General features: G+C 73.3%; 18 protein-coding genes. 7 read left to right on the forward strand and 11 right to left on the reverse strand.

All coding sequences use genetic code 11. The annotated features are described in order from the left end of the window. The first annotated feature begins 6 nt into the window (after window positions 1-6). From OG422_RS01260 to OG422_RS01285, 6 genes are all read left to right on the forward strand, one after another. Window positions 7-450 (forward strand): cupin domain-containing protein, encoded by a 444-nt coding sequence (locus OG422_RS01260; protein WP_143941917.1) that lies wholly within the window; start codon window positions 7-9, stop codon window positions 448-450. Next, window positions 447-1,715 carry a beta-ketoacyl synthase gene (locus OG422_RS01265; protein ID WP_143941916.1) on the forward strand — a complete coding sequence of 423 codons (1,269 nt, stop codon included), beginning with the start codon at window positions 447-449 and terminating at the stop codon, window positions 1,713-1,715. The genes OG422_RS01260 and OG422_RS01265 overlap by 4 nt, the downstream gene beginning before the upstream one ends. Next, window positions 1,712-2,959 (forward strand): beta-ketoacyl synthase N-terminal-like domain-containing protein, encoded by a 1,248-nt coding sequence (locus OG422_RS01270; protein WP_143941915.1) that lies wholly within the window; start codon window positions 1,712-1,714, stop codon window positions 2,957-2,959. Before OG422_RS01265 ends, OG422_RS01270 begins: the two co-directional genes overlap by 4 nt. A 14-nt stretch (window positions 2,960-2,973) precedes the next feature. Further along, window positions 2,974-3,231, forward strand: a complete 258-nt coding sequence (locus OG422_RS01275) for a phosphopantetheine-binding protein (RefSeq protein WP_405738660.1) — start codon at window positions 2,974-2,976, stop codon at window positions 3,229-3,231. Between the two features lies 1 nt (window position 3,232). Next, window positions 3,233-3,712 carry an SRPBCC family protein gene (locus OG422_RS01280; RefSeq protein WP_143941913.1) on the forward strand — a complete coding sequence of 160 codons (480 nt, stop codon included), beginning with the start codon at window positions 3,233-3,235 and terminating at the stop codon, window positions 3,710-3,712. Window positions 3,713-3,773: 61 nt separating this feature from the next. Continuing rightward, on the forward strand, window positions 3,774-4,106 hold the full coding sequence (locus tag OG422_RS01285; RefSeq protein WP_143941912.1) for a TcmI family type II polyketide cyclase: 333 nt from the start codon (window positions 3,774-3,776) through the stop codon (window positions 4,104-4,106). A gap of 84 nt (window positions 4,107-4,190) precedes the next feature. On the opposite strand, the gene OG422_RS01290 is transcribed toward OG422_RS01285, so the two are convergent. Beyond that, window positions 4,191-5,249, reverse strand: coding sequence for a methyltransferase (locus OG422_RS01290; RefSeq protein WP_405738663.1), 1,059 nt, complete (start codon window positions 5,247-5,249; stop codon window positions 4,191-4,193). Window positions 5,250-5,286: 37 nt separating this feature from the next. Continuing rightward, entirely contained in the window at window positions 5,287-6,342 is a 1,056-nt protein-coding gene (locus tag OG422_RS01295; RefSeq protein ID WP_405738666.1) for a nitrous oxide reductase family maturation protein NosD, read from the reverse strand. Window positions 6,343-6,529: 187 nt separating this feature from the next. Between OG422_RS01295 and OG422_RS01300 the strand changes: the two genes are divergently transcribed. Continuing rightward, complete coding sequence (locus OG422_RS01300) at window positions 6,530-7,036, forward strand: DUF664 domain-containing protein (RefSeq protein ID WP_405738669.1); 507 nt, start codon at window positions 6,530-6,532, stop codon at window positions 7,034-7,036. 76 nt (window positions 7,037-7,112) lie between these two features. Here the strand turns inward: OG422_RS01300 and OG422_RS01305 are convergent, their stop codons facing one another. From OG422_RS01305 to OG422_RS01345, 9 genes are all read right to left on the reverse strand, one after another. Then, window positions 7,113-8,390, reverse strand: a complete 1,278-nt coding sequence (locus tag OG422_RS01305) for an aminotransferase class I/II-fold pyridoxal phosphate-dependent enzyme (protein WP_405738672.1) — start codon at window positions 8,388-8,390, stop codon at window positions 7,113-7,115. A 236-nt stretch (window positions 8,391-8,626) separates the two neighbouring features. Then, window positions 8,627-10,048 (reverse strand): M1 family metallopeptidase, encoded by a 1,422-nt coding sequence (locus OG422_RS01310; protein ID WP_405738675.1) that lies wholly within the window; start codon window positions 10,046-10,048, stop codon window positions 8,627-8,629. 22 nt (window positions 10,049-10,070) lie between these two features. Continuing rightward, window positions 10,071-10,979: a M20/M25/M40 family metallo-hydrolase gene (locus OG422_RS01315; RefSeq protein ID WP_405738678.1), complete on the reverse strand. Its 909-nt coding sequence runs from the start codon at window positions 10,977-10,979 to the stop codon at window positions 10,071-10,073. A gap of 206 nt (window positions 10,980-11,185) precedes the next feature. Beyond that, the gene (locus tag OG422_RS01320; RefSeq protein WP_143941906.1) at window positions 11,186-12,022 is read right to left on the reverse strand and encodes a family 1 encapsulin nanocompartment shell protein; all 837 of its coding nucleotides are present in this window, start codon (window positions 12,020-12,022) and stop codon (window positions 11,186-11,188) included. A gap of 5 nt (window positions 12,023-12,027) precedes the next feature. Beyond that, window positions 12,028-13,011, reverse strand: coding sequence for a Dyp-type peroxidase (locus OG422_RS01325; RefSeq protein ID WP_405738682.1), 984 nt, complete (start codon window positions 13,009-13,011; stop codon window positions 12,028-12,030). 321 nt (window positions 13,012-13,332) lie between these two features. Beyond that, window positions 13,333-15,105, reverse strand: coding sequence for an FUSC family protein (locus OG422_RS01330; RefSeq protein ID WP_405738684.1), 1,773 nt, complete (start codon window positions 15,103-15,105; stop codon window positions 13,333-13,335). Between the two features lie 244 nt (window positions 15,106-15,349). After that, window positions 15,350-17,872, reverse strand: coding sequence for an ATP-dependent Clp protease ATP-binding subunit (locus OG422_RS01335; RefSeq protein ID WP_405738687.1), 2,523 nt, complete (start codon window positions 17,870-17,872; stop codon window positions 15,350-15,352). 142 nt (window positions 17,873-18,014) lie between these two features. After that, window positions 18,015-19,175 carry an aromatic ring-hydroxylating dioxygenase subunit alpha gene (locus tag OG422_RS01340; protein WP_405738690.1) on the reverse strand — a complete coding sequence of 387 codons (1,161 nt, stop codon included), beginning with the start codon at window positions 19,173-19,175 and terminating at the stop codon, window positions 18,015-18,017. Between the two features lie 43 nt (window positions 19,176-19,218). Beyond that, on the reverse strand, window positions 19,219-21,672 hold the full coding sequence (locus tag OG422_RS01345) for an FAD-dependent oxidoreductase (RefSeq protein ID WP_405738692.1): 2,454 nt from the start codon (window positions 21,670-21,672) through the stop codon (window positions 19,219-19,221). Window positions 21,673-21,961 lie beyond the last annotated feature (289 nt).

Consider the following 21,961-nt stretch of genomic DNA (forward strand, 5'->3'; position numbering starts at 1 on the left):
ACAGCCATGAGCACCCACCGCCCACGCATCGTGGACCTCGGCGAGACGCAGCCCAACCGCCGGCGCGGAGGTGATCTGCGCGCGATGCTGACGCCCAGCGCGGTAGGCGCCACGAGCGGCTTCATGGGCCTGGCCCTCGTCGAGCCGGGCGAGCGCATCGGCGAGCACTACCACCCCTACTCCGAGGAGTTCGTCTACGTCGTGGACGGCGCCCTGGAGGTCGACCTGGACGACGAGACGTTCCCGCTGGTGCCGGACCAGGCACTGCTCATCCCCCTCGGGATGCGGCACCGCTTCCGCAACGTCGGGGACGTCCAGGCGCGGATGGTGTTCCATCTGGGCCCGCTGGCGCCGCGTCCGGAGCTGGGACACGTGGATACCGAGGTCACCGAGGGGTCCGGGACCGCCGCGCAGGCGGGCCCACCCGAACGAACGGAGGCGGTTTCATGAGCCGCCGTGTCGCGGTCACCGGCATGGGGATCGTGGCGCCGGGCGGCGTGGGGGTCCCCGCCTTCTGGGACCTGCTGTCCGCCGGGCGCACGGCGACCCGGGCCATCTCACTCTTCGACGCGACGGGGTTCCGTTCCCGGATCGCCGCCGAGTGCGACTTCGACCCGGTGGCCCACGGGCTGACCGGCGAGCAGATCGCCCGCTCGGACCGGTACGTCCAGTTCGCGCTGGTCGCGGCCGCCGAGGCGCTGCGCGACGCCGGTCTTGACATGGCGGCGCAGGACCCGTGGCGGGTCGGGGTGTCACTGGGCACCGCGGTCGGCGGCACCACCCGGCTGGAGCACGACTACGTGGCGGTCAGCGCCTCCGGCTCCCGCTGGGACGTCGACCACCGGCCGTCCGGGCGGTACCTGGAGCGGGCGTTCGCGCCCAGCTCGCTGGCGTCCGCGGTGGCCGAGGAGGTGGGCGCCCACGGGCCGGTGCAGACCGTGTCGACGGGCTGCACCTCCGGACTTGACGCGATCGGGTACGCGTTCCACACGATCGAGGAGGGCCGGGCCGATGTGTGCGTCGCGGGCGCGTCGGACTCCCCCATCTCCCCGATCACGGTGGCGTGCTTCGACGCGATCAAGGCGACGTCGGCGAACAACGACGACCCGGAGCACGCCTCCCGGCCGTTCGACGCGCACCGCGACGGGTTCGTGATGGGCGAGGGCGGCGCCGTCCTCGTCCTGGAGGAGCTGGAGCACGCCCGGGCCCGCGGCGCCACCGTGCACTGCGTCATCGGCGGCTACGCCACCTTCGGGAACGCGTACCACATGACGGGGCTGACGCAGGAGGGGCTGGAGATGGCCGAGGCGATCAACCACGCCCTCGACCACGCCCGGCTCGACGCCTCGGCGGTCGACTACGTCAACGCGCACGGGTCGGGCACCAAACAGAACGACCGGCATGAAACCGCCGCGGTCAAACGGTCTTTGGGGGCGCACGCCCGCAAGGTACCGATGAGTTCCATCAAGTCGATGGTGGGGCATTCGCTGGGCGCGATCGGCGCGATCGAGATCGTCGCGTCGGTGCTGGCGCTGGCCCATCAGGTGGTGCCGCCCACCGCCAACTACGAGACGCCGGACCCGGAATGCGACCTGGACTACGTCCCGCGCACCGCACGGGAGGCCCGACTGCGGTCCGTGCTGTCGGTCGGCAGCGGATTCGGCGGCTTCCAGTCCGCCGTGGTCCTGACGGACCCGGGAGGGAGAGCGTCATGAGCGCAGGTGAGCGACGCCGCTGCGCCGTCACCGGCATCGGTGTGGTGGCCCCCAACGGCACCGGCACCGAACCGTTCTGGAAGGCGACCCGGGAGGGCATCAGCGTCCTGGACCGCGTCACCCGCGAAGGCTGCGGGCAGCTGCCGCTGAAGGTGGCGGGCGAGGTCCGTGACTTCGACCCCGGCGGGCTGGTGGAGGAGCGGTTCCTGGTCCAGACGGACCGCTTCACGCACTTCGCGATGGCGGCGGCGGACCTCGCCCTGGAAGACGCCGGGCTGGTGCCCGACGACGACCGTTCGCCGTTCGCGGTGGGCGTGGTGACCGCCGCGGGCTCCGGCGGCGGCGAGTTCGGCCAGCGGGAGCTGCAGCACCTGTGGGGCCAGGGGCCGCGCCATGTCGGCCCGTACCAGTCGATCGCGTGGTTCTACGCGGCGAGCACCGGTCAGGTCTCCATCCGCGGCGGCTTCAAGGGGCCGTGCGGGGTGGTGGCGAGCGATGAGGCCGGTGGTCTGGACGCGCTGGCGCACGCCGCCCGCACCCTCGCGCGCGGCACCGACGCCGTGGTGGTGGGCGCCGCGGAGGCGCCGCTGGCGCCGTACTCGATCGTCTGCCAGCTCGGGTACGAGGACCTCAGCCTGGTGCCCGACCCGGACCGCGCCTACCGGCCGTTCACCTCCCGGGCCTGCGGGTTCGTGCCCGCCGAGGGCGGCGCGATGCTCGTCGTCGAGGAGGAGCGGACGGCGCGGGAGCGGGGCGCGGAGGTGCGCGCGGTGATCGCGGGGCACGGGGCGACGTTCACCGGCGCGTCCCGGTGGGCGGAGTCCCGGGCCGGACTGGCGCGGGCGATCGAGGTCGCGCTGGCGGAGGCGGAGTGCGCCCCGGAGGAGATCGATGTGGTCTTCGCCGACGCGCTGGGCGTTCCGGCGGCCGACCGCGCCGAGGCCCTGGCGCTCGCCGACGCGCTCGGCGGGCACGCGGCGCGGACGCCGGTGACCGCGCCGAAGACCGGGACGGGGCGGGCGTACTGCGGCGCCCCGGTCCTGGACACGGCGGCGGCGGTGCTGTCCCTGGAGCACGGGGTGGTGCCGCCGACGCCGAACGTCGTGGACGTCTGCCACGACCTGGACGTGGTGACCGGCTGGGCGCGCCCCGCCGAGCTGCGCACCGCGCTCGTCCTGAGCCGGGGGCTGATGGGTTCGAACGCGGCGCTGGTGCTGCGGCGGGCCGACGGCTCCCCCTCATGAGAAGGAGAACTGCCATGACCGACCGACTGACCTTCGACGAACTGTCCGCGCTGATGAAGTCGGCCGCGGGCGTGACCGTCGACCCGAAGCAGATGGCGGCCCGCCCCGACGTGCCGTTCGCCGAGCTGGGTCTCGACTCGCTCGGCCTGCTCGGCATCGTGGGTGAGCTGGAGAACCGCTTCGCGCACCCCATGCCGGAGGACGCCGAACGCTGCCGCTCCCCCCGCGACTTCCTCGACCTCGTCAACACCGCATCCCCGACAGGAGCCTGACATGCCCGGCCACACCGAGAACGCCATCACCATCGCCGCCCCGCTCGACCTGGTCTGGGAGGTGACCAACGACCTGGAGAACTGGCCGCAGCTCTTCAGCGAGTACGCATCGGTCGAGATCCTCTCCCGGGAGGGCAACAGCACGACGTTCCGGCTGACGATGCATCCGGACGACAACGGCAAGGTCTGGAGCTGGGTGTCGGAGCGGACCACCGACCGCGAGGCCCTGAGCGTGCGGGCGCGCCGCGTCGAGACCGGCCCGTTCGAGCACATGGACATCCACTGGACGTACGCGCCGAACAAGACCGGCACGACCATGCACTGGACGCAGGACTTCGCGATGAAGCCGCAGGCGCCCGTCGACGACCAGGGCATGACCGACCACATCAACCGCAACTCCCGCATCCAGCTGGAGCTGATCCGCGACAAGATCGAGCAGCGCGCCCGGGAGCTGCGCGGCGCCTCCGTCCCTGCCAACTGACGGGCCGCAGGCCCGCGTTCGCCACGCCACCCCCCAGGGCGGCGGGAAAGGTACCTGACCGATGCACCACGCACTGATCGTCGCCCGGATGGCTCCGGAGTCGGCGCCGAAGATCGCGGATGTGTTCGCCACGTCCGACCGGACGGAGCTGCCGCATCTGGTCGGCGTCACCCGGCGGACGCTGTTCCAGTTCGGCGACGTGTATCTGCACCTCATCGAGTCGGAGCAGCCGCCCGGACCGGAGATCGCCAAGGTGACCTCGCACCCGGAGTTCCGCTCCATCAGCGACCGGCTGTCGTCGTTCGTCAGCCCGTACGACCCCGAGACCTGGCGCGGGCCGAAGGATGCGATGGCCCACCAGTTCTACCGGTGGGAGCGCGAGGGCCTGGGCTGACCGGCCGCCGCCACCGCAACGGGCCGCCCGCCGGGGGAAGTTCCCCGGCGGGCGGCCCGTTGCGGTGGCGGCGGCGCGGCCGCGTCAGTGCGGGACGGTGCAGTCGAAGGCGTGCAGATACGGGTTGACCTCCAGGATGTCGTGGAGGACGAGCCCGGCCTCGGTCATCCGGTGCACCAGGCTGTCCTTGGTGTGCTTGGCGCCGCCGACGTTGAGGAGCAGCAGCAGGTCCATGGCGGTGGTGAACTTCATCGACGGGCTGTCGTCGACAAGGTTCTCGATGATGACGACGCGGGCGCCGGGCGCGGCGGCGTCGATGACGTTCCGCAGTGTGCGGCGGGTGGACTCGTCGTCCCATTCCAGGATGTTCTTGATGAGGTAGACATCGGCGCGGACGGGGATGACGGTGCGGCAGTCGCCGGGTACGACGGTGGCGCGGCCGGCGAGCGGGCCGCCGTCGCGCAGCCGCGGGTCGGCGTCGGCGACGACGGCTGGGAGGTCGACGAGGGTGCCCTTGAGGTGCGGGTGCTTCTCCAGGAGACCGGCGAGGACATGGCCCTGGCCGCCGCCGATGTCGGCGACGGTGGCGGCGTCGGAGAGGTCGAGGAGCGCCGCGACGTCCCGGGCGGACTGCCGGCTGGAGGTGGTCATGGCCCGGTCGAAGATCTGGGCGGAGTCGCGGGCGTCCTGGTGGAGGTAGGTGAAGAAGTCCTTGCCGTAGAGGGTGTCGAAGACGCTGCCGCCGGAGCGGACGGCCTGGTCGAGCAGCGGCCATGCCTGCCAGGTCCACGGTTCGGTGCACCACAGGGAGATGTGGCGGAGGCTGTTGGTGGTGTCGTCGCGCAGCAGGCGGGACATGTCGGTGTGGGCGAAGGTGTTGACGTCCGTCTCGGTGAAGATGCCGTAGCAGGTCAGGGCGCGCAGCAGGCGGGCGAGGGTGCGGGGTTCGGTGCGGACGGCGGCGGCGAGTTCGTCGGCGGTTGCAGGGGTGTCGCCCAGGGCGTCGGCGACGCCGAGCCGGGCGGCGGCGCGGACGGCGGCGGCGGGCGCGGCACCGAAGATGATCTCCCGGAGCCGCATCGCCGCCTGGGGTGCGGGCGGTTGCTCCGCGGGGGGCTGGGGTTGGGCACTGACGGTGGTCATGGCGTGTGGTCTCTCCTGGTGAGGTGCCGTGCGCGGGTCAGCACAGCCCCGCGGGCTGCGAGGTGCGGCACACGTTGTGGCTGAAGTGGTTGCTGGTGGCGGTGTCGCGGTTGGCGAGGTCAGGCTTGTTGCGGAGCAGGATGTTGCCGTGGACGTCGTTTCGTTCGTTGCGGACGCCGACGAAGCTGTGGAAGAGGACGATGCCGCCGGCCAGTGGGGAGTCCCCGACGTTGCCGCGCACCAGGTTGCCGGTGACCTCGGTGTCCTCGGCGCCGGTGAGGACGATGCCGGAGCCCTGGAGGGCGGGCAGCCGCTTGGTGGCGGCGCAGTGCCTGGTGTTCTCGAAGACGTTGTTGCCGCGGACGCTCAGGGCGCCGCCGCGGGGGCGGGATTCGTCGCCGACGACGAAGACGCCGCTGCAGTTGCCGGTGATGTCGTTGTCGGCCACGTCGAGGTGGCGGACGCGGCGGGCGGTGATGCCGATGCGGTTGCCGGTGACGGTGTTCTCGCGGATGTCGGTGCCGAGGGTGTCGAGGGCGCCGCCCTCCTCGTCGACGGTGTTGGCGAGGAAGATCCCGGCGTCGCCGTTGCCGGTGGCGGTGTTGCCGCGGAGCGTGGCCCGGACGGACTCCTGCTGGGCGATGCCCCACTGGCCCATATGGCGGGCGGTGACGTCGCGGACGCTGAGCCGGTCGGTCTGCGCGGCCCAGACGCCGCTCTTGCGGAAGCCCTCCACGGTCAGGGAGCGCAGCGCGACGTCCGCGACGCGGTGGCCGGGGCGGCCCAGGACACAGATGCCGTTGCCGTCCTTGCCGCAGTCGTTCACGGAGTGCGTGGCGGCGGGCCGCAGCACGGTGCGCTCCCCCTCGCCGCGCAGCGTCAGGCCCGGTTTGTCGATGCGGATGCTCTCGCGGTACGTGCCGGGGGCGAGGCGGATGGTGTCGCCGGGCTCAGCGGCGTCCACGGCCTTCTGGATCGACTCACCCGGGTGGACGGTGTGCGAGGGGTCGGCCTGGCCGGGCGGGGCGGCGGCCACGCAGGTGACCAGCATCGTCACCAGGCAGCCGGTTACTGTCAGCTGTCGTTTCACCATGAGGCGAAGCTATGGGCGCACGCCGGGGCTCGCCACACGTGGTAACCCAAGGGGCACGTAGGGTGCGCGACCGGGTGGTGGCGTTCCCCCGGTGGTGGCCCGGACGGTGCCCGCGCATCATGGAACGGGCCGTCCCCGCGGGGCCCGGCGCCGTGCCCGGTCCCGCCTCTTCTTTCAGGAGCCGCGTATGAGCGCCGGAACGGACCTGCTCATCGACGCCTTCGGCCGGGTCCGGGAGACCGTCGAGGAGGTCGTCACCGGGCTGGGGCCCGAGGAGCTGGCCGCGTCGCCCGGCGGCGGCAATCCGGTCGGCTGGCTGGTGTGGCACCTCACCCGGGTCCAGGACGATCACCTCGCCGATGCGGCCGGTACCGAGCAGGTGTGGACGGCGCAGGGCTGGGCGCACCGCTTCGGGCTGACGCTGCCCGCGTCGGACACCGGATACGGCCACTCCCGGCGGGAGGTGGCGGCGGTCCGCGATCTGACGGCGCGCCAGCTGCTCGGCTACCACGACGCGGTGTGCGCGGTGACCCTCCGCTTCGTCGAAGGTCTCCAGGTCAAGGACTTGACGCAGGTGATCGACCGGTCGTGGGACCCGCCCGTCACGCTCGCCACCCGGCTGATCAGCGTGGTCTCCGACGATCTCCAGCACGTGGGGCAGGCGGCGTACGCCCGGGGGCTGCTGGGTGGCTGAGACGGTACGGCGCGGGCCGGGCCCGCCGCGCTCTGCTCGCGGCGGGCCCGGCCCGTGTCCTGCCGACGGGGGTACGTCAGTTCTGCGCGGCGGCGCGCTGCTCGTAGCCCACCAGGCGCACGCAGACGGCGAGGCCGTGGATGGCGGCCTCCAGCTCGGCGAGGCCGGGGTAGCTGGGGGCGACGCGGATGACGGCGTCGCGCGCGTCGTCGCCGTACGGGTGGGTGGCACCGGCCGGGGTCAGCACGATCCCGGCCTCGGCGGCGCGGCGGACGACCTCCTTGGCGCAGCCGTCGGGCACGGTGAGGGTGACGAAGTAGCCGCCCTTGGGGGAGGTCCACCCGGCGAGGCCGGTGCCGCCCAGCTCGGCGTCGAGGATGCGGGCCACCACGGCGAACTTGGGCTCCAGCACGGCGCGCTGGCGCTCCATGTGGGCGCGCACACCGTCCGCGTCGCGCAGGAACAGCACATGGCGGAGCTGGTTGATCTTGTCCGGGCCGATCGAGCGCTTGCTGTTGTTGGCAAGCAGCCAGGAGACGTTGGCGGGCGAGGAGCCGAAGAACGCGACACCGGCACCGGCCGCGGTGATCTTCGAGGTGGAGCCGAAGACGAAGGCCCGGTCGGCGTGGCCGCTCGCCTCGCAGGCGGCGAGGAGGTCGGCGATCTCGACCTGCTCGTCGGTCAGGTGGTGGGCGGCGTAGGCGTTGTCCCAGAAGATCCGGAAGTCCGGGGCGGCGGTGGGCATCGCGGCGAGGCGGCGGACGGTCTCGTCGCTGTAGACGACGCCGTCGGGGTTGCTGTACTTCGGGACGCACCAGATGCCCTTGACGGCCGGGTCCTCGGCGACGAGGCGCTCGACGGTGTCCATGTCGGGGCCGTCGGCGGTCATCGGCACCTGGATCATGTCGATGCCGAAGCGCTCGCAGAGTGCGAAGTGGCGGTCGTAGCCGGGGACCGGGCAGAGGAAGGCGATGCGCTCCTGGTCGACCCAGCGGGACTCGGCACCGGGCAGGACGCTGAGCATGGCGTGCACCAGGCTGTCGTGCATCAGCTCCAGGCTGGAGTTACCGGCGGCGAGGAGCTGCGGCACGGGGACCTGGAGCACGTCGGAGAAGAGTGCGCGCATCTCCGGGAGGCCCTGGAGGCCGCCGTAGTTGCGGACGTCGGTGCCGTCGGCGGCGGTGTGCCGTCCGCCGGGCAGGCTGAGCAGGTCCTCGGAGAGGTCGAGCTGCTCCGGCGCCGGCTTGCCGCGGGTCAGGTCGAGGGCGAGCCCGCGCCCCGCAAGGTCCTTGTAGTCACGTCGTGCCTGGTCAAGGAGCTCGCTGAGGGGGGCGGCGCTCAGCTCGGTGGTCATGGTGTTTCCTCTCGACCGCGATGTTGCCGGGATGGCTCGGCTTGCCCTGACGAGCATACAAAGCGCCGGTCGGGCGGCATCGGGCGCGGTCGGCCGGGGCCTGGGGCCACCGGCCGGAGAGGTCCACGGGAGCGGTACGGGAGCAGGCGCGTAGGGGGTCGTGATCCAACGGGGCCGGGCCGGGGACACTCCCCGCCGCCCGGCCCGCCCGGCCCGCCCCGCCGCCCGGCAGTGCGCTACGAGCGGTTCAGTGCGCCCAGACCGCCCGGGTAGAGGTACTGCTTCGGAGGGATCGTCGTCCCGTGGGCCCACGCGTCGAAGAAGCCCTGGAGATCCTTGCCCGACACCTTCGCCGCCAACGCCTCGAACTGCGGGAACGAGGCGTTGCCGTACGCGTGGTCGTGGGTCCAGCGCCGGAGGGTGTCGAAGAACGCGTCGTCGCCGACGGTCCGCCGCAGCGCGTGGAGCATCAGGGCGCCCTTTTCGTACAGGTCAGGATCGAGTTCCTTCCCCGGTCCCGGGTCGTAGAGCTTCATGGACCAGAACGACGGGTCGTCCTTGAGATCGTCGATCGAGCCGGCGTAATAGCCCTTGTCGAGGTCGGAGCCCTGGTGCTCGAACCACAACTGGGTGGCGTACTGGGCGAAGCACTCGTTGAGGCAGCCGTTGCGCCAGTCGGTGATCGAGACGCTGTCACCGAACCACTGGTGGGCGACCTCGTGCGACGCCGCGACGTCGTTGACCGCTCCGGAGTAGGTGGGCCGGCTCTGCGTCTCCAGGGCGCCGGGGCCGACGCCGTCCACCGACGCGCCGATGACGATGCCGCCCGCCGAGGAGAACGGATACGGGCCGAACTTCGAGGCCAGGAACGCCAGGACCTCGCCCTGCTGGGCCTCCGACTTCGGGTCGATCGTGGTGCCCGGACTGTAGGCCGTGATGAGCGGCGTACCGTCGGGCAGCTTCGTGCGGTGGACGGTGAACTTGTCGATGGCGACGGTGCTGGCATACGTCACCATCGGCGTGTCCTCGTGCCAGCGGAAGGTCGTTCTGCCGCCCTCGGTGGTGGTCGGGCCGGGCAGGCCGTTGCCGATGGCGGTCCAGCCCTCGGGGACGGTCGCGGTGAGGGCGAAGGTGGCCTTGTCGGACGGGTGGTCGTTGGAGGGGTACCAGGAGGTCGCGGAGTGCGGTTCGCCCGCGACGTCCGCGCCGCCGTCCTTCAGGGTGTGCCAGCCCTCCGCGTCGGGCTTGCCGGCGTACTTCACCCGGACCGCGAACGTGGCGCCGCCGGCCACCCGGTGCGCCGGGACGACGGCCAGTTTGTGGGCCCCGGACCGCGAGAACGACGTCGCCGGTGTGCCGTCCACCGTGACCGAGGCAACCGTGAAGCCCTTCAGGTCCAGGGTGAAGCTGTCCAGCGCGTGGGTGGCGCGGGCGGTGACGGTCGTGTCGCCGTCCAGATGGTCGGTGCGCGCCGGGTCGTAGGCGATACGGACGTCGTAATGCGTCACGTCGTAGCCGGGGTTGCCGTCGTCGGGGAAGTACGGGTCGCCGATACCGGTCGCGGCCGAGGCGGGGGCTGCCGTCAGGGCGAGAGTGAGGGCGGTCGCGGTCGTCAGCACGGCGGTGGCGCCGCGGTGCCGGCTCAGTGGTCTGCGCATCTCTGCTTTCCGGGTCGGAGGGTCAGTGGCGGGCGGTGGCGGCGAGCTTCCAGACCACGCCGAGCAGGGCGTTGGTGCTGGTCGTCTCGGTCTTGGGGTCGACATTGGCGAGGTTGTCGCACGCCTCGTGGATGCAGTCCGAGATGCCGGTGCTGAAGCCGGACGAGGGGATGCCGGCGTTCCCGAACGACTCGTGGTCGGAGCCGCCCACCCCGATGTCGAACGTGCTGATTCCCCGGGCGGCGAACCATGCCTCGAACGCCTGCTGGGCCTCGGTCTCGCCGTGCTCGTTGTCGTGCACCACGAGCCACTGCTGGGCCTTCTTGCTGCCCGCCTGGTCGAGGTTAAGGTAGACGTCGATCGCCTTCCGGTTGTCGGCGGAGAGCTTGCGGACATAGTCCGCGGAGCCGACCAGTCCCTCTTCCTCCGCTCCCCACCAGGCGAAACGCAGGTGCCGCGTGGGCTTCAGCCCGGCGTCGGCCACCCGCAGGGCTGCGGTCAGGACCGCCGCTGCGCCGGAACCGTTGTCGTTGATCCCCGGCCCCTCCTTGACGCTGTCGAGGTGGGCGCCGGTGAACAGCACATGCTTCGGATCGCCGCCCGGCCAGTCGGCGATCAGGTTGTAGCCGGCTGCGCCGCCGTGCGAGAAGCGGCGCAGCTCGGTGTGGAAGCCGGCCCGGTCCAGCGCCTTGCGCACGTACGCGACCGAGTCCGCGTACCCCTGTGTGCCGTGCGCCCGGTTGCCGCCGTTGCGGTCGGCGATCTGCTGGAGGGCCCGCAGATGCGGCATCACCTCGTCCGCCCGGACGGTCGGCGCGGCGGCGGGTCCCGGGGGCCCGGCGGCCGTGGCCGTGGGGGCGGGGACCGCGGACAGGACGAGGACCGCGCCGAGGATCCGGGCGGCGAGAGACGGGAGGCGGCGGGACGACATCACGGGGGCACCTTCCAGTACGGCTCGGGGCACTCGCCCCGATGGACCGCGCCCACACTTGCCCGCCGGTGTCAGGGAGTTGTCAGGAAACCGTCGCGAAGCGGTAGGGGTACGACGCGCCCCGGTCGGCCGGGGCCCCGTCCCGCACGGCGGAGGTTGTTCGTGCGCGCGAGGAGGACGAGGCCCGCAGGGAGGCCGTCCGGAGCTCAGGGCGTGTCCGGGGCCTCCAGGACGACGACGGCCTCGTCGGTGTAGGTCAGGAACGTCAGCGTCTCCTGGAGGTACAGCTCGATGCCGTGTGCGTCATGCGCGGTGTAGCCGATGGCGACGTCCTGGCCGAGGCGGAGCGCGAAGTCGCCGCCACGGGTGGAGAGCACGAACGCGCCGTTGACGGCGGGCGCCCAGATCGGTTTGCCGTCCAGGATCCGGGCGAGGTGCGCGGCGATCGGGTAGCCGTGGTCGGAGGTCTCGCTGACCGCCGTGTAGGCGTCGGCGCCGAGCAGCAGCGCGTACGGGCCGTCGACCCCGGCCAGCCGCAACGCGGTCAGCGCCCCACTGACCGCGTCGGGGTAGTCGCGCGCCTCGGCGGGCAGCCGCAGCACCGGGTTGGAGCTGCGGGAGCGCAGTCCCTCCACCCCGGCCTCCGGGTAGCCGTCGAAGACGGCATGGTCCTCGGCGAGCGCCAGGGCGCGGGCGGCGTCCTTCACGGGCTGCCAGTCGGAGTCCTGCGAGCCGCGCTCGACGTCGTCGACGGCGGCCCGGGTGACGGTGAAGGAGCTGCGCAGTTCGACGAGGGGCCGGGACTCGCGCAGCCGGGCCGTGACGCCGGGGGCGGGCGGTTCGATACCGGAGGCGTGGCCGGTGCCGACGGCGGCGAGTTCCGGTCCGCCCGCGTCGGGGACGTCGACGACGCGGCGCCCGGCGAGGTGGCGGCGGAAGGTGCGGCGGGCCTCCTCCTCGATCTCCGCCCATGCCTGCGGGGTGAGGGGGGCGAGTTCGCGGTGCAGGTTGTCGGTGCCGCAGGGCGTCGTGATGGCGGTCATGGAGCTCAGGCTCCTTTCAGGCTGCCGATGTTCAGGGAGCCGCCGGAGGCGACGGCGCCGGTCGGCGGGGCGGGCGGGTCGTCGAGGAAGTCGGCGCCGGGCACGAAGAACAGGCCGCCGGTCACGGCGCGGGAGAAGTCGAGGATGCGGTCGGTGGTGCCCGGCGGATCCCCGAGGAACATGTTGTCCAGCATCCGCTCGGTCACCTCGGGGGTGCGCGCGTAACCGATGAAGTAGGTGCCGAACTCGCCCTGTCCGACCCGGCCGAACGCCATGTTCTCCCGGAGGATCTTCCGTTCGGTGCCGTCGGCGTCGACGACCGTGTTGAGCGCGACGTGCGAGTCGGCGGGTTTGACGTCGTCCTCCAGCTCGACGTTGGCCATCTTGGTGCGGCCGATGACGCGCTCCTGCTCCTCTACGGTGAGCGCCTGCCAGGCGGCCATGTCGTGGAGGTACTTCTGCACGATCACATAGCTGCCGCCGCGGAACGGCGGGTCCTCGTCGCCGGTGTACACGGCGTCGGCGGCCGCCCGGTCCGTGGGGTTCTCGCTGCCGTCGACGAAGCCGAGGAGGTCGCGGGCGTCGAAGTAGCGGAAGCCGTGGACCTCGTCGACGACGGTGACAGCGGTGCCGAGGTGGTCGGTGAGCAGCCGGGCCAGTTCGAAGCAGAGGTCCGGGCGGGCGGCCCGGAGGTGGAAGAGGAGGTCGCCGGGGGTGGCCGGGGCGTGATGGCGGGGCCCGTGCAGGGGCTGGAAGGGGTGCAGCTCGCGGGGGCGCGGGCCGTCGAAGAGGCGGTCCCACCCGGCGGAGCTGATCCCGGCGACGCAGGTCAGGGCCGCTTCGGACGCCCGGAAGCCGACCGAGCGGACCAGCCCCGCCAGGCCCTTGAGCACGTCCCGGACGACCGCCTCGCCGCCGGGGGCGATGGTCGCCACGAGGAACACGGCGGCGCGGGCGGGCGGCATGACGACGGACTGCGAGGTGACCATGTGGCTCCCGGCGGGGGTACGGGGAGGTGACGGGGGCGGCGAACCCTCCAGCGGACCAAAGCATCCGCATTGCACAAAACGCATGGAACGGGGTCAGCGTATCCGTGCCCGGTACGGGGCGCAGTCGGGCGACGCGCCGAGGGCTGCGGGGCCCGGCAACGGGTGCGCCGGACCTCTCACGGATGGCCCGGGCGGGCCACCTCCCGCGCCACGCCCGCCCGGGCCGCCGGCCCCGGCCCGTCCCGGCTCGCCCGCCCGCCCCCACTGATCTGAAGGTCACGATCGTTCCCGCGGGGTGAGGGACGGGCCCGTCCGGTTGGCTCAGACCTGGGCGAAGCGCTCCAGGAGGAGATGGGCGCGGCCCTCCGCGGCGGCGAGTTCGGCGGGGTCGATCTCCGCCTGCCACACCTCGCCCGCCGCGGCGTCGTCCGCCTCCCGCAGCTCGACCACCGTCACGGCCAGCCGCGCCTGGGCGTCCGGGAACGCCGCCGCCCGGCCGTCGGCGAGCACCTGCTCGGCCCGCGCGGCGGCCGCCGTGCACGCGGCCAGCGCCCGGTCCGCCCGCACCACGGCACGGTCATGGACCACCAGCAGCCCGCAGAGCAGCCCGACGGCGATGCCGAGGACGCTGGCGAGTGCCCGGTCCGCGACGAGCGTTCCGGCGGACTGCGGTGCGGTCAGGTCGGTCATCAGCAGCGCCAGCGGCGTCAGGAAGACCACGCCCAGGCCGTAGTTGCGCGGCACGACGTACTCCAGCAGGAATTCCAGCGCCACGATCACCGCGACCAGCGCGCCGGGGCCCGGCTCCAGGGCGAGGATCGCCAGGGCGAGCACCAGCCCGGCGGCCGTGCCCAGGGTCCGCTGCACGGCGCGCTGCGTCGCCGTCCGGACGTTGATCGAGTGCAGCACCGCGGCGGCCGTCACCGCGGCCCAGTAGCCGTGCCCGAGGCCGAGCGCCAGCGCGGCGCCGCCCGCGAGTCCGGTGCCGAGGGCGATCCGCAGCGCCGGGACGAGCAGGACGGAGCGGTGGCCGGGGCCGCCGGGGTGGCGGCCCGCGACGAGTTCGGCGGCGCGGAGTTCGGCGGAACGCGACGGAACGGCGCCCGCCGGTCCGGATGGCGTCCGCGCCTCGGTGGCCGGGCCGGTCCGGGCGTCGGCCGCCCAGGACGCCGGGTCCAGCAGCAGCGGCGGGACGCGGCGGCGCCGGTCCGCGAGGACCCGGGCCTGGCGACGCAGCCGACGGGCGAGCAGCGTCGGGGCGTCCGGCGGCCGGGTCGCGGAGCCGATCAGCAGCGACCAGGACAGATCGGTCAGGCGGACGCAGACCTCGCCGTGGCGTTCCCCGCCCGCCGCGCGCGGCGGCAGGCCGAGGGCGTGGTGGGCGCGGAGCACGGCGGCGGTCGCCCGGTGGCGCCGTCGGCCGTCGTGGTCCGGTGCGGGGGCGTCCCACAGGTCGGCGAGCGCGCGGAGCGCCGCGGCCACCGCGAGGCGCTGCGGGCGGTCGGGGTGGACGAACCGGCCCACCACGGCCAGCACCCAGGCGAGGGCCGCGCCCGCGGCGGCCAGCGCGGTGCGCGGAAGGACATCGGCGGGCGCGGGCGCGCCGTTGGCCGCCGCGGCGAAGGCGAAGAGCAGCAGCACCGCGCCGAGCCCGCCCAGCCGCGCGGCATCGCAGGCGTACTTCGCGGTGCCCGCGACCAGGGCCATCGCGGCGACCACCACGGCGGCGCCGACGCCGTCCGCCCGGTGCTGGGCCCAGGCGGCGAGCGCCGAGCCGCCGCCCACGCACGCCGTCATGGCGAGGGCGACCAGGGCCAGGGCGCGGGCGCGCCTCCCGTAGGGCAGGTTGCGGCCGAAGGTGGTGGTGAAGGCGCCGAGCATGGCGTAGGCGGCCTGTTCGGTCCGGCCGGTCGCGGCCAGGACCAGCGCCGGAAGCGCCATGGCGAGCGCGGCGCGCAGCGCGAAGGCGAACGCTCCGTCCACCGGGAGCAGGGTCAGCGACCCGCGCGGCGAGAGCACCCGCACCACACCGGCCACCGCCTGCCGCGGGCCGCGCGCGGTGCCGGTGCGGCCGTCGTCACCGGCCGGGCTCATGATGGCGTACGGGGGTCGTGCGGGCGGGGCAGTCGGTGCATCTCTCCGGTTTCCGGTGGTGAACGGGTGTTTCCTCGCAGCCCGGCCAGGTACCGGTATTCCGTTCTTCGCTCACCTTCGGGGAAATCCGCGGGCCTGTCAAAGAGCGGCCGCACGGCTCTGACCTGCGACGTCCTCCCGGCGATGGCATCAGGCGGCCGTGCCCGCACCGGGCGGCGGGCACGGCCGCACGGACACGCATCCCCTAAACCGCCGCGTCGTCCTTGCCCTCGGCGCCCTTGCGGACCGTGCAGTGCAGCGAGTCGTCGTCGCCCACGTCGGCGACGATCGTGTCGCCGGGGCCCGCCTCGTCGGCGAGAAGGAGGGAGGCGATCCGGTTGTCCAGCTCCGTCTGGATCGTGCGGCGCAACGGGCGGGCGCCGAACTCCGGCTGGTAGCCGTGGGCGACCAGCAGTCTCTTCGCCGCCTCGGTGACCTCCAGCGTCATGTCCTGGGCGTGGACGCGGCGCTGGCTGCGGTCGAGGAGGTGGTCGACGATCCGGGTCAGATCGTCCTCGGTGAGGCGGTGGAAGAGGATGATGTCGTCGATGCGGTTGAGGAATTCCGGCAGGAAGCGGGCCCGCAGGTCCGCCATCAGCGCGTCCTTCAGCTCCGACACCTCGCCCTCGTGGGCGATGATCCGCTGCGCGCCGATGTTGGACGTCATGATGACGACGCAGTGGCGGAAGCTGACGGTCCGACCCTGTGCGTCGGTGAGGCGGCCGTCGTCGAGGATCTGCAGCAGGGTGTTGAAGATGTCCGGGTGGGCCTTCTCCACCTCGTCGAAGAGCAGTACGCAGTAGGGGCGGCGGCGCACCCGGTCGGTGAGCTGCCCGGCCTCCTCGTAGCCGACGTAGCCGGGCGGCGCCCCGACGAGCCGGGCGACGGTGTGCTTCTCCTGGAACTCGCTCATGTCGAAGCGGATCATGCGGTCCTCGTCGCCGAAGAGGAGTTCGGCGAGGGTTTTGGCGAGTTCGGTCTTGCCGACGCCGGTGGGGCCGAGGAAGAGGAACGAGCCCACCGGCCGGTTCGGGTCGCCCATGCCGGAGCGGTTGCGGCGGACGGCCTCGGAGACGGCGGTGACGGCCTCGCCCTGGCCGACGATCCGCTCGTGCATCGCGTCCTCCAGCCGGAGCAGCTTCTCCTTCTCCCCCGCGGTGAGCTGGGCGACGGGGATGCCGGTGCGGCGGGAGACGACGTCGGCGATGTCGGCGGCGGTGACGGAGACGACGCCCTCGCGGCGCTCCTCGATCCCGGCGAGTTCCCCCTCCGCCCCGGCGATCTGCCGCTTCAGCTCCGACGCCTTGTCGAAGTCCTCGGCGGCGACCGCCTGGTCCTTCTCGCGCCGCAGTTTGGCGAGGCGGTCCTCGCGGCTGACGACCTCGGTGGAGCGTCCGGCGCTGCGCAGCCGGACGCGGGCGCCCGCCTGGTCCATCACGTCGATGGCCTTGTCGGGCAGGAAGCGGTCGCTGATGTAGCGGTCGGAGAGTTCCGCGGCGGCGGTCAGCGCGCCGTCGGCGAACCGGACCTGGTGGTGGGCCTCGTACGAGTCGCGCAACCCCTCCAGGATCTGCACGGTCTCCTCGACGGTCGGCTCGGGGATCATCACCGGCTGGAAGCGGCGTTCCAGGGCGGCGTCCTTCTCGATGTGTTTGCGGTACTCGTCGATGGTGGTGGCGCCGACCACGTGCAGTTCGCCGCGGGCGAGTGCGGGCTTGAGCATGTTGCCCGCGTCCATGGCGCCCTCGCCGGTGGCGCCCGCGCCGACGACGGTGTGGAATTCGTCGATGAAGAGGATGATCTCGCCGCCGGCCTGCTGGACGTCCTCGATGACCTTCTTCAGCCGTTCCTCGAACTGGCCCCGGTACTGCGCCCCGGCGACCAGGCCGGACAGGTCGAGGGCGACCACCCGCTTGTCCTTGAGGGTCTGCGGGACCTCACCGGCCACGATGCGCTGGGCAAGCCCTTCGACGATGGCGGTCTTGCCGACGCCGGGTTCGCCGATGAGGACCGGGTTGTTCTTGGCGCGCCGGGAGAGGATCTCCACGGTCTGCTCGATCTCGTCGGAGCGCCCCACGACGGGGTCGAGCTTGCCCGCCTTCGCCTCCTCGGTGAGGTCGCGGCCGTACTCGTCGAGGGTGGTGGCCGGGGGTTTGGCGGCGGCGGGGGTACCTTCCGCGCGAGCCGCCTCCTCGGCCTGCCGCCGCACCTTGTCGACGTCGAGGTCCTCGGCGCGCAGCAGCCGCGCGGCGCCGGATTCGGCGCCCGCGCCGGAGGTGTCGAGGAGGGCACCGAGGATGTGCTCGGGGCCGATGTAGGAGACGCCCGCGGCCTGGGAGCGGTCGTAGGCGGTGGCGAGGGTGCGTTTGGCGGCGGGGGTCAGGCCCGGTTCGGCGGAGGGTTCGCCGGATTCGTGGGGCAGGACGGTGGCGATGCGGCCGCCGAGGCCGTCGGGGTCGACCCCGACGCGGACGAGGAGGCCGCGGGCCGGTTCGACCTGGGTGGCGGCCCACAGCAGGTGTTCGGTGTCGAGGTCGGAGGTGCCGTCCTCGGCGGCCCGCCCGGCGGCCAGGTTGATCAGTTCCTGGGACGATTCGGTCAGCAGCCGCCCGATGGGGACCCGTTGGACGGCGGGTGGCGACGACGCCGGGGACATCCCGAAGAACCGGTTCAACAATTCGCTGAACGGGTCGGACGCGCCGAAAGCGGAACCGAACGGCATCGACATGGTTGCTCCTGGTGCGTGGGGGTCTGTCTCACTCAAGCGCGGCCCCCGGCCCTCCGCAAACGGAGGAACGCCCCGCCGCGGAGCGCCCCCGGCGCCCGGCACACCGGCCCGTACCGGCCGGTGCGCCGCCCCGCGCCGCAGGTCAGGAGGGGTCGTCCGCGAGGGCGTCGGTGACCCAGCGGTGGAAGGCGCCGATGTGGTGTTCGCTGGGGACGAGGACGCCGCCGTCGCGGTAGGCACGGGAGTCCATGGCGGGCTGGGTGCGTTCGCAGGCGTCGAAGTCCTGGGTGTTGACGCGGTGGAACAGCTCCACCGACGGGGTGACGTCGGCGCCGCCCGCCAGGACCTCGGGCCGGTAGAGCCAGTCGCAGGCGATGAGGGTGCGGTCGGCGGCGGCCGGGAACATCCGGTGGACGATGACGTGGTCGGGGACGAGATTGACGAAGACCTGGGGGCGGAGGGTGAGCGCGTAGTAGCGGCGGTCCTGGGTGTCGTCGATGCCGGGCAGCCGCCCGAAGCCGCCGGTGCCGTCGACGGTGAACCCCTCGGCCTCGTCGGCGAAGGCCGCGCCGTGGCCGACGAAGTACTGGGCGGCGAGCCCGTCGGCGAACTCCGGGAGGACGTCGGTGAGTTCGGGGTGGATGGTGGCGCAGTGGTAGCACTCCATGAAGTTCTCGACGACGAGTTTCCAGTTGGCGCGCACGTCGTAGGTGATCCGGCGGCCGAGGGCCAGATCTTCCGTGCCGTAGCGGTCGAGGGCGGCGGGGTCACCGAGGCGTTCGGTGGCCGCGCCGATCACGGTCTCCTCGAAGGACGGCGGTGCGTCGGCGAGGCACACCCAGAGGTAGCCGAGCCATTCCCGCAGGTGGACAGCGCTGAGACCGCGTTCGGTGCGGTCGATGCCGGGCATCTGCCGGAGGTTGGGGGCCGCGGTGAGGCGGCCGTCGAGGTCGTACGTCCAGGCGTGGTATGGGCATTGGAGGTTGCGGCGGACGGTGCCGCTCTCCTCGGTGCAGAGGCGGGCGCCGCGGTGGCGGCAGATGTTGAGGTAGGCGCGGGGCTCGCCCTGCCGGTTGCGGATGAGCAGCACGCTCTCCCGGCCGACCTGGACGGTGCGGAAGGCGCCGGGCCCGGCGAGGTCGGCGGCGCGGACCGCGCAGAACCACAGCCGTTCGAAGATCCGCTCCTGTTCGCGGCGGAAGACGGCGGGGTCGGTGTAGGCGGCGCCGGGCAGGGTGGCGATCAGCTCGCCGGACGGCACGGGCGCACTCGCCCGCGGGCCGGTGACGGGGGTGGTGGTCATACGGGTCTCCTCGGGCGATGCGGCGGGACGGCGGACGGTGGCGTCAGCGGCGGAGGCGGGCCGTCTCCGGGGCGACGAGCGGTTCCTCGGCGACGGTCGCGGCGAGCAGTTCGCCGAAGTAGCCGAGGCGGACGGCGGTGCCGGGCGCGGCGTACGCCACCGGCAGCCAGGCGTGGGCGACGCAGCGGCCGACGGTGGAGCCGTGGGCGGCCGAGGTGACGTAGCCGACCGCCTCCCCGCCGGCATACACCGGTTCGCTGCCGAGGACGGCCGCCGCGGGGTCGTCGAGGGTGAGGCAGACGAGGCGGCGCCGGACGGCGGCCTCGCGTCCGGCCAGGGCGGCGCGGCCGACGAAGTCACCCTTGGCGGGGCGGACGGCGAAGCCGAGGCCCGCCTCGTAGGGATCGTGTTCGGTGGTCATGTCGTGGCCCCAGGCGCGGTACCCCTTCTCCAGGCGGAGGCTGTCCAGGGCGCCGCGGCCCGCGGCGACGGCGCCGAGGCCGCGGCCCGCCTCCCACAGCGTGTCCCACAGACACCGGCCGAGGTCGGCGGTGGTGTACAGCTCCCAGCCGAGCTCGCCGACGTAGGAGACGCGCTGCGCGAGGACCGGGACGGGGCCGAGGTGGGTCCGCCGGGCCCGGAAGCGGCCGAAGCCCCCGCGTGTGAAGTCGTCCTGGGCCAGCGGCTGGACGAGTTCGCGGGCGAGCGGGCCCCAGACGCCGATGCCGCAGGTGCCGGGGGTGAGGTCGCGGACGTGGACGCCGTCGGGGGCGTGGCGGCGCAGCCATGCCAGGTCGGCTGCGCTGTTGGCGCCGACCTGGAAGCGGTCCTCGGTCAGGCGGGTGACGGTGAGGTCGGAGCGGATGCCGCCGTGCGCGTCGAGCAGCAGCGTGTACGTCACGGTGCCCGGCTTCCGGTCGAGTTGATTCGTCGTCAGGTATTGGAGGAAGGCGAGCGCGCCGGGGCCCTCGACGGCCAGGCGGCGCAGCGGGGTCAGGTCGTACAGGGCGACGCGTTCACGGGTGGCGCGGGCCTCGGCGGCGATGATCGGGGACCAGTGGCGGGCCGCCCAGGCGTCGCGTGCGGGCAGGCCGAGGCCGTCCGCGAGCGGGGCGTTCGCCTCGTACCAGTGGGGGCGCTCCCAGCCGCCCGACTCCAGGAAGTACGCGCCGAGTTCGCGCTGGCGGTCGTGGAACGGGCTGACCCGCAGCGGGCGGGGGCGCTCGGGCGGCTGGAGGGGGTGGACGACGTCGTACACCTCCAGGAAGCTGCGGGTGCCGCGCTCGGCGGCGTACGCGGGTGAGCGCTGGGCGCCCTCGAAGCGGTGCGGATCGCAGGCGTGCAGGTCGAGGGTGGCGTGGCCGTCGGTCATCAGCTCGGCGACGGCGCGGGCGGCGCCAGCGGAGTGGGTGACCCAGACGGCCTCGGCGAGCCAGAAGCCGCGCAGTTCGGGGGCCTCGCCGAGGAGCGGCATACCGTCCGGGGTGAAGGAGAAGACGCCGTTGAAGCCGTCGGCGACCTGGGACGCGCCGAGCGCGGGCAGAAGGTGGGTGGCGTCGCGCCAGCTGGGGGCGAAGTCGTCGGCGGTGAACGGCAGCGAGGACGGCATGACGGGCGCGTCGTCGAAGGCGGGCACGGTGTGCGGGTCGACGGGCATCGGGCGGTGGGCGTACGAGCCGATGCCGAGGCGGCCCGTGTGTTCGCGGAAGTAGAGGTCGCGGTCCTGGAAGCGCAGCAGGGGGCGGGTCGCCCCGTCCGGCGGGCCGCCGGGGGCGGCGAGTTGGGGCAGCGGCGCGGTCGTCGCGTACTGGTGGGCGAGCGGCAGCAGCGGGACGCGGACCCCGGCCATCGCGCCGATCACCGGGCCCCAGAATCCGGCGGCGGCCACGACATGGTCGGCGGGGAAGGTGCCGCGGTCGGTGACGACGCCGGTGACACGGCCATCGGTCCGCTCGATGCCGGTGACGGTGTGCCGGTCGAGGAAGCGGGCGCCGCGGGCGGTGGCGCGGGCGATCTGCGCGCGGCAGGCGGGCACCGCGCGGGCGATGCCGTCGTCGGGGGTGTACCAGCCGCCGTACAGCAGGGAGGTGTCCAGCATCGGCCAGTGGCGGGCGCACTGTTCGGGGGTGAGGAGTTCCCCGCGGATGCCCCAGGAGGCGGCGAGCCGGGCCTTGCGGTGGAGGTCGGCCCAGCGTTCCTCGGTGGTGGCGACCTCCAGCCCGCCGACGGCGTGGAAGCAGGGCGCGCCGTCGGTCTCCAGGGCGGTGAACTTCTCGATGGTGTAGGCAGCGAAGCGGGTCAGGGTCCGGGACGGGCCGGTGGCGAAGACCAGGCCGGGGGCGTGCGAGGTGGAGCCGCCGGGGGCCGGGAGGGGGCCCTGTTCCAGGACGGTGACGTCGCGCCAGCCGCGGGCGGTGAGTTCGTCGGCGAGTGAGCAGCCGACGATGCCGGCGCCGATGACGACCACGCGGGCGTCGGTCGGGGATGCGGGAGGCATGTCCCTCCTTCGGGAGGTCGGGGCGGACGGTGCCGGGGCGCGCCGAGGCGGCGGGGACGGACGGAGGACGAGCGGCGGCAGAGGCCCAGGGTGTTGCGCATTGCACGATCGGTTGCGCGATGAGAGACATAGTGGGAACGCCGGACCGGCACCGTCAAGGGGCGTGGAACGGGCGGCCGGGAATCGCCGGACAATCCTGGGGGACCGCTTGACGGGCCCGCACCACGCCGGGATTCTGTTGCGCAGAACGCTCCGGCGTGCGCATTGCGAAACGCTGTCCGCGCGCCGG

Origin of the sequence: Streptomyces sp. NBC_01525 (genome assembly GCF_045040405.1) — a bacterium.
Classification (GTDB): domain Bacteria; phylum Actinomycetota; class Actinomycetes; order Streptomycetales; family Streptomycetaceae; genus Streptomyces; species Streptomyces benahoarensis.